General features: G+C 66.5%; 7 protein-coding genes and 3 pseudogenes. 8 read left to right on the top strand and 2 right to left on the bottom strand.

The genetic code is table 11. The features are described 5' to 3' along the window. The 8 genes and pseudogenes from NW75_RS24915 to NW75_RS25810 all read left to right on the top strand — a co-directional run. Positions 1 to 578 (top strand): annotated as a pseudogene (locus tag NW75_RS24915) (cell envelope biogenesis protein TolA); the annotation flags it as partial. A gap of 8 nt (positions 579 to 586) precedes the next feature. Continuing rightward, positions 587 to 2,033: pseudogene (gene tolB / locus NW75_RS03945) on the top strand (Tol-Pal system beta propeller repeat protein TolB). Positions 2,034 to 2,086: 53 nt separating this feature from the next. Next, a complete protein-coding gene (gene pal, locus NW75_RS03940; RefSeq protein WP_033963920.1) occupies positions 2,087 to 2,587 on the top strand; it encodes a peptidoglycan-associated lipoprotein Pal in 501 nt (166 codons plus the stop codon). A gap of 162 nt (positions 2,588 to 2,749) precedes the next feature. Then, positions 2,750 to 3,652, top strand: coding sequence for an SPFH domain-containing protein (locus NW75_RS03935; RefSeq protein ID WP_033963919.1), 903 nt, complete (start codon positions 2,750 to 2,752; stop codon positions 3,650 to 3,652). Between the two features lie 40 nt (positions 3,653 to 3,692). Then, positions 3,693 to 3,998 (top strand): hypothetical protein, encoded by a 306-nt coding sequence (locus NW75_RS27650; RefSeq protein WP_331385966.1) that lies wholly within the window; start codon positions 3,693 to 3,695, stop codon positions 3,996 to 3,998. Further along, positions 3,995 to 4,132: a hypothetical protein gene (locus tag NW75_RS25820; protein ID WP_231564933.1), complete on the top strand. Its 138-nt coding sequence runs from the start codon at positions 3,995 to 3,997 to the stop codon at positions 4,130 to 4,132. The genes NW75_RS27650 and NW75_RS25820 overlap by 4 nt, the downstream gene beginning before the upstream one ends. Further along, positions 4,129 to 4,605, top strand: a complete 477-nt coding sequence (locus tag NW75_RS25815; protein WP_231564932.1) for an alpha/beta hydrolase — start codon at positions 4,129 to 4,131, stop codon at positions 4,603 to 4,605. The genes NW75_RS25820 and NW75_RS25815 overlap by 4 nt, the downstream gene beginning before the upstream one ends. Continuing rightward, on the top strand, positions 4,557 to 5,081 hold the full coding sequence (locus NW75_RS25810; RefSeq protein WP_231564931.1) for an alpha/beta fold hydrolase: 525 nt from the start codon (positions 4,557 to 4,559) through the stop codon (positions 5,079 to 5,081). The genes NW75_RS25815 and NW75_RS25810 overlap by 49 nt, the downstream gene beginning before the upstream one ends. 133 nt (positions 5,082 to 5,214) lie before the next feature. Here NW75_RS25810 and NW75_RS03915 read toward each other — a convergent pair whose 3' ends face one another. Together NW75_RS03915 and NW75_RS03910 are read right to left on the bottom strand one after the other, a co-directional pair. Further along, the gene (locus NW75_RS03915; protein WP_033963918.1) at positions 5,215 to 6,090 is read right to left on the bottom strand and encodes a S1/P1 nuclease; all 876 of its coding nucleotides are present in this window, start codon (positions 6,088 to 6,090) and stop codon (positions 5,215 to 5,217) included. A 102-nt stretch (positions 6,091 to 6,192) separates the two neighbouring features. Beyond that, positions 6,193 to 6,855: pseudogene (locus NW75_RS03910) on the bottom strand (isoaspartyl peptidase/L-asparaginase family protein); the annotation flags it as partial.

Here is a 6,855-nt window from a genome sequence, read left to right as displayed (position 1 = left end):
CGCCCAAAAAGCCGGTGGCGGAAAAGCCGGACAAGCCGGTCAAGACCAAGACGCCGCCGGTGAAGGCTGCGGCTCCCGCAGCCAAGACCGAGGCCAAGGCGTCGGTGTCCAAGGCGGCCGGTACCAACCCGAAAGCGACCAAGCCGCGCCCGACCGGATCGCTGCTCGACGACGATTTCCGCAAAGGGCTGACCCAGTCCCCGTCGCGTGCCAAGGTGTCGCAAGCCGCCCCCGGCGCGACGATGGATGCCAAGGCGGCCGCAGACATCGGTTCGGCGATCCAGCGGCAAGTGCAACCCTGCGCCAACCGGCAGGTGATTCCCGGGCCGGGCGCGGCGAAGATCGTCGCTTATGTGCGGTTGCAGTTTAATCGCGACGGGTCGCTGGCCGCACGCCCGGCGATCCTGCCGAGGCACAGCGGCGTCGATGACGACAATCGCATCTATGTCGATGCGGTGGACCGTGCCGCGATTGCGACCTTCATGGGCTGCACGCCGCTACGGGGCCTTCCGCTCGAGCTTTATGACGTGCCACGCGGGTGGAAGGTGTTTACCCTGACCTACCACATGCCGGGCTGAGAAGGACGATGATGCTCCACAAGATGATCTTCGCGCTTGCGCTCGCCGGTGTCACCGCTGGGGCAGCCCAGGCGCAGACCGCAGCGGCTCCCTTGCCTGTGCCATTTCCCAGCGGCCCGCAGGCGACCCCGCAGACCGGGACCTCGGCACCCCAGGCACCGGGCCAGCCCGGGAGCTCCAACCCGCAGCAACAAGGGGAATTGGTGGTCGATGTCGTGGGCGGCGTGTCGGCTCCGCTCGGCATCGCCATTCCGGTTATGCCGACGTCCGAGGTGGTGAATACGCCCGCCGGGCGCACCGACCAGCTCGGGCAGCAGCTCGCGCAGATCGTCACCACCGACTTGCGCAACTCGGGCCTGTTCAAGCCGCTCGATTCGGGCGTGAAACCGGTGCTCTTCCCCGAAGTGACCGCGCCGACCTTCGACTATTGGGGTGGGGCGGGGGCGTCGGCGCTGGTACAGGGGTTCATCCGCGCCAATGGCGATGGCACGCTGACGGTCGGCTGCTATCTCTATGACGTGTTTTCGCGCGCGGAGCTGGCGCGGCAGGGCTTTGTCGTGCCGCCGAGCGAATGGCGGCGCGCCGGACACAAATGCGCCGACATGGTCTATTCGAAGCTGACCGGCGAAGGCCCGTATTTCGACAGCCGCGTCGTCTACGTCTCTGAGACGGGCCCCAAGGGCAAGCGGATCAAGCGGCTGGCAATCATGGATCAGGATGGTGGCAACCACCGCTTCCTGACCAACGGCCAGGCGATCGCGCTGACGCCGCGCCTTTCGCCCGACCAGCGCTCGATCGTTTATATGAGCTATGTCGACGATCGCCCGGCCATCTATGTTTATGATCTGGCGAGCGGCCGGCAGCGGCTGCTGGTGCCCAACACCAATTTGACGTTTGCGCCGCGCGTATCGCCCGACGGCAAGTGGGTGCTGTTCTCGATGGCGGTCGGCGGCAATACCGACATCTACCGCGTGCCGCTGAGCGGTGGCACGCCGCAGCGGCTGACCGATTCCCCCCGCGATCGACACCGGCGGCACTTATTCGCCCGACGGTTCGCGCATCGTGTTCGAGAGCGATCGTTCGGGCACGCAGCAATTGTACGTGATGAACGCCGACGGATCGCAGCAGCAGCGCATCAGCTTCGGCAGCGGGCGCTATGCGACGCCGGTGTGGAGCCCACGCGGCAATCTGATCGCCTTCACCAAGATTGGCGGGTCGTTCCGCATCGGCATCATGAGCCCGGCCGGCGGCAATGAGCAATTGCTGACCGACGGTGCGCAGGATGAAGGGCCAAGCTGGTCGCCCAATGGCCGCGTGCTGATGTTCTTCCGCTCGAGCGGTGGCGGGAACGGGCGCGCCGATTTGTGGTCGGTCGATCTCACGGGGGTGAACGTTCGCCGCGTTCCGACGGTGCTCGATGGATCCGATCCCGCCTGGGGACCGTTACGCCCCTGACGCAAATTGTGTGTACGCTTGTATCACCACCTTTCCCCTAAGGAGACGCTGACATGGCTAAATTGACGACCTCGCTGCTGATCGGGACCGCATTGTTCACTGCGGCTTGCGCCAAGAAGCCGCCTGCGGTCATTCCGCCTGCGCCCGGCCCGTCGGTCGTCGATCCCAATGCCGGCCAGGGCAGCATCGCGCCAGGTTCGCGCGCCGACTTCGAGCGTTCGGTCACCAGCAACACCGTCAATTTCGCGCTCGACAGCTTCTCGCTGGATGACCGGGCACGTTCGATCCTCGACAGCCAGGCGCAGTGGCTGACGCGTTACCCCAACGTGCCGGTCAGCCTGGAAGGCCATTGCGACGAGCGCGGTACGCGCGAATATAACCTCGCGCTGGGGGATCGTCGTGCGCTCGCCGCCAAGAATTATCTGGCTGCGCGCGGCGTTGCGCCGGGTCGCATCTCGACGATCAGCTACGGCAAGGAACGCCCGATCGCACTGGGTTCGGACGAAGCTGCCTGGGCACAGAACCGCCGCGCGGTTACCATCGTTCTCAATTGAGATCGCCTGCTCCGCCTTGGCGGGGTTGAGACAAAGGGCGGCGTCGGCTTTGCCGGCGTCGCCCTTTTGCTGTCTGTCACCCGTTCGCCTCCGTCCTTTCGCCCTCTTGCGGCGCACCTGACTTCGATATAAATATGATATCATATTTAACGGGAGGAACAGATGGTCGAGTCGGGTACACGCAACACCGCGCTGACGCTGTCGCGCGAGCATGGCGCATCGACGTCGAGCGGCTATGCGATGCTGCTGGTGATGCTGGCGTCGCTGGCGCTGGGAGTTTTCGGTGTGACGTTGCTCAAGCACCAAGCCGATCTGGGCGGGCCGATCGTGGCGGTGGCGAGCATCGTGTTCGTTTTCGTGTCCGGCGGTTTCTATATGCAGCAGCCCAATCAGGCGACGGCGATCACGCTGTTCGGCGCGTATAAGGGCACCGATCGCAATACCGGTCTGCGCTGGCTGTTGCCGTGGCTGGGGCGCAAGAAGGTGTCGCTGCGCGCCAACAACATGATTTCGGAACGGCTGAAGGTGAACGACCTGCGCGGCAACCCGATCGAGATCGCGGCGCAAGTCGTGTGGCGCGTGACCGATACCGCGCAGGCGCTGTTCGATATCGACGATTACAAGGCATTCGTGATCGTCCAGATCGAGGCGGCGGTGCGCACGATCGGCGCGCGCTACCCCTATGACGATTATGAGCATCAGGAAGTGACACTGCGCGGCAATCACGATCAGGTCGGAGCGGAGCTGCGCCAGGAATTGATCGCGCGGTTGGTGACGGCGGGCATCACCGTGGACGAATGCGGCTTCACGCACTTGGCTTATGCCCCGGAAATCGCGGGCGCGATGTTGCGGCGGCAACAGGCGCAAGCGGTGGTCGCGGCGCGCAAGACATTGGTCGAGGGCGCGGTCGGCATGGTCGAGATGGCGCTGGATCTGCTCTCCGCCAAGGGGGTGGTCGAACTGGACGACGAACGCCGCGCGGCGATGGTCTCCAATCTGATGGTCGTGTTGTGCGGCGAGCGCGATACCCAGCCGGTCGTCAACGCCGGTTCGCTCTACCAATAGGACGCGCACCTTGGCGGCTCCCCCCAAAAAGGCGTTTCCCTTGCGTCTCGACCCCGCGCTGTATGCCGCGGTCGAGCGGATGGCGGCGGCCGATTTGCGGAGCGTCAATGCCGAATTCGAATGCCTCTTGCGCGAGGCGCTGGCCAAGCGCGGCGTGAAACTCGCTGCCCCCAATCCGCCCCGCGCGGGCGCCCACCCAAGGGAGAAGACCGTGAAGACGCGTGATCTGGTCGATCATTATCGGGTCGAAAAGGGCTATTGGTTCGTGCCGCACATGTTTGGCTTCGGCGTCACGCCGGTGACGTGGCAGGGCTGGGTGGCCACGATCGTTTTGCTGGCCTGTTGAGCGCCGACATCCTGCTCCTGCGGGACCAGATCGGGCAAATCGGCATCGGCGTGGCATTGGTCGGGCTGTTCACGATGATCGCGATCCGCAAGACGCAGGGCGGGCTGGGCTGGCATTGGGGAACGCGCAAATGATCCGCGCCACGCTTCTCGCCGCGGCGGCGCTGATCGCCTCTCCCGCTGTCGCCACGACCCCGGTGCCGACTGACCTCACCGCACCGGGCCCCGAAGGGGCGCTCGCGGGGACGCTGCTCGATCCCGACGCCAAGGCCCCGCTGGTTCTGCTGATCCCGGGGTCGGGGCCGACCGACCGCGACGGCAACAATCCGCTGGGCGTGGCGGGCGGCCCCTATCGCCAGCTCGCCGAGGCGCTCGCCGCCAAGGGCATCGCCACGCTGCGCATCGACAAGCGCGGGCTGTTCGGCAGCAAGGCGGCGCAGGCCGACCCCAATGCCGTAACCACCGCCGATTATGCCGCCGACGTACAGGCGTGGAGCAAGGTCGCACGCGCCCGGACCGGCGCGCGTGCATCTGGCTGCTCGGCCATAGCGAGGGCGGGTTGGTCGCGTTGCAGGCCGCGCAGAGCCCCGTCGGGATCTGCGGGTTGATCCTGGTGTCGAGCGTCGGCCGCCCGATGGGGGCGGTGCTGCGCGAGCAATTGCGGGCGAACCCGGCCAATGCGCCGCTGCTGCCCGCCGCCGATGCGGCGATTGCGTCGCTGGAGGCGGGCAAACGAATCGACGCGACGCAATTGCCCGTGCCGCTGCAGACGCTGTTTCCTGACCGTTTGCAGGGCTATTGGATCGACTTGCTGTCGCACGATCCCGCACGGCTTGTTGCTGCGGTAAAACTGCCGGTGCTGATTCTGCAGGGCACGCGCGACATACAGGTGAGCGTCGCCGATGCCGAGGCGCTGCATCGCGCCCAGCCCAAGGGCACGCTGACGCTACTGCCCGGCATCAACCACGTGCTGCGGCCAGTGGCGAGCGACGATCGCGCGGCCAACCTTGCCACCTACCGCGATGCGACGCTGCCGATTTCTCCTAGCGTGGCGGACGCGGTCGCGACGTTCGTGGGGCGGTAGCGCGGGTGCGAGCTGCCCCATACCGTTCGGGCTGAGCCTGTCGAAGCCCACCCCCTCCGCGGCACGCGCCGTTGCGTGGGGGAGGGTGCCCTTCGAGAAGCTCAGGGCGAACGGAAGGCGGGGTCGAGTGGTCTCACCCCAACGCTGCGTCGAGCAATTTGGCGAGGCGCAGGCCGCCGCGTTCGACCTCGAGCCGGGCGACGGGCACGAGCTTCTCGATCGTCGCTTCGTCGAGTGTCACGCGGGCCGGGGTCGGCGCGCACGGGTCGGCCATCGCGCTGCCATAGGCTGCGTCATGCGCGACGTGCCAGCTTTCGCGGCTCCAGTCGGTGACATCCCCCGCGGCGACTTTCGCGCGCACGGCGGCCGGATAGCGGTGCACCAGTGACGGGCCGGTGGTGATGGCGCGTTCGGCGAGATAGCCGTCCCAGATGCTGTGCAGGTTGAGCCGCGGCGGGCTGTAACTGCCATAAACCGCCTTCACGTCATTGCCGCCCTTGTCGTCCTTCTCGCCGGCATGAAGTGGCTGGTGGAGATCGCCGACGAAGTGGATCAGGAAAGCGAGTGCCTCGACGCGATCCTTTTCGGGTGCGTGACGGTTCTTGAGCAAGGCGACGTCGCGCGTGATTTGCGCAGAGACGCAATTGCCGTCCTTGCACGGCACCACCAGATCGAACGGGTGGCAGATGTTCACGTCCTGAAAATGCCAAGTATAGGCATAGCCGAAGCGCGATTTGCCGTTCGCATCCTTGAGCGGCTTGACGCAATCGGCCCAGACGCTGGCTTCGGCAATGGTCGCGGCCTTGCACTCGGGCGTACCGAGCAGGTCGAAATGGCGGAGCAGGTCGCGAATCGCGGCACGCGTCTTGGGGCGGACATTGGCTTCGGCGATGCGGGCAACGGTCTGATGGCCATATTCCCAATAGGCCGAAGCGGGCGCGGCGACGGTGGCGGCCAGCAGGGTGGCGAGAACGGCAAAGCCGGGGCGAACGCGACGGATACAGGTCATGGGATGGCTTTAGTCGTGTGGCGGGCATCGCGAAAGGCGTGATCGTCCCTCACCCTTCCGCCGCCTTGCGGCTCCCTCCCTCTCCCGATGGGAGAGGGAATTTCAGTCGTCGCCGAAAATGGCGACGTCGCGCTGGCCGTCGGAGCGAGGCGCGCGCGGTACATGCCGGGGGTGGTGAAGTGCCACAGCGCCTCACCGTTGGGGCCGGTGACGATCACCCCACCGGTGCCGCCGAGCGCGGCGACCTCTGACAGCACGGCCTGAGCCGCAACCTCGAGCGATTCGCCTGCCAGGCGCGCCCGCGCGCAGATTTCGTGGGCGACGTTGACGCGGATGAAGAACTCGCCCGCGCCAGTGCACGACACCGCGCCCGCGCGGTCATCGGCATAGGTGCCAGCCCCGATCAAAGGCGAATCGCCGATGCGACCCCAATTCTTGCCGGTCACGCCACCGGTCGAGGTTGCCGCTGCAACATGGCCCGCCGCATCGCAGGCGACCGCGCCGACCGTGCCATATTTCATGTCGACGTCGAACGCGCCGCCACCGCCGAGCATCTCATCCAACTGAGCACGGCGTTCGGGCAGGATCAGCCAGTCCTGCGTCGCGGATTCGCAACCCTGTTCCCGCGCGAAGGTTTCGGCACCCGCGCCGCTGAGCAACACGTGCGGGCTGTGCACCATCACCGCGCGGGCGAGCGACACCGGGTGGCGCGCGGTCGTAACGCCCGCCACAGCACCCGCCGCCCGGTCGCGCCCGTCGCGGCGA

The sequence above is a fragment of the Sphingomonas sp. Ant H11 genome, assembly GCF_000797515.1.
Classification (GTDB): domain Bacteria; phylum Pseudomonadota; class Alphaproteobacteria; order Sphingomonadales; family Sphingomonadaceae; genus Sphingomonas.
Note: the sequence above shows the minus strand (reverse complement) of the source record. Positions and strands in the feature narration are given on the sequence as shown.

Bases quoted from the DNA above. Each gene is read 5' to 3' on its own strand.
- pal (WP_033963920.1), top strand. From the start codon at position 2,087: ATGGCTAAATTGACGACCTCGCTGCTGATCGGGACCGCATTGTTCACT.
- NW75_RS03935 (WP_033963919.1), top strand. From the start codon at position 2,750: ATGGTCGAGTCGGGTACACGCAACACCGCGCTGACGCTGTCGCGCGAG.
- NW75_RS25815 (WP_231564932.1), top strand. From the start codon at position 4,129: ATGATCCGCGCCACGCTTCTCGCCGCGGCGGCGCTGATCGCCTCTCCC.
- NW75_RS03915 (WP_033963918.1), bottom strand. From the start codon at position 6,090: ATGACCTGTATCCGTCGCGTTCGCCCCGGCTTTGCCGTTCTCGCCACC.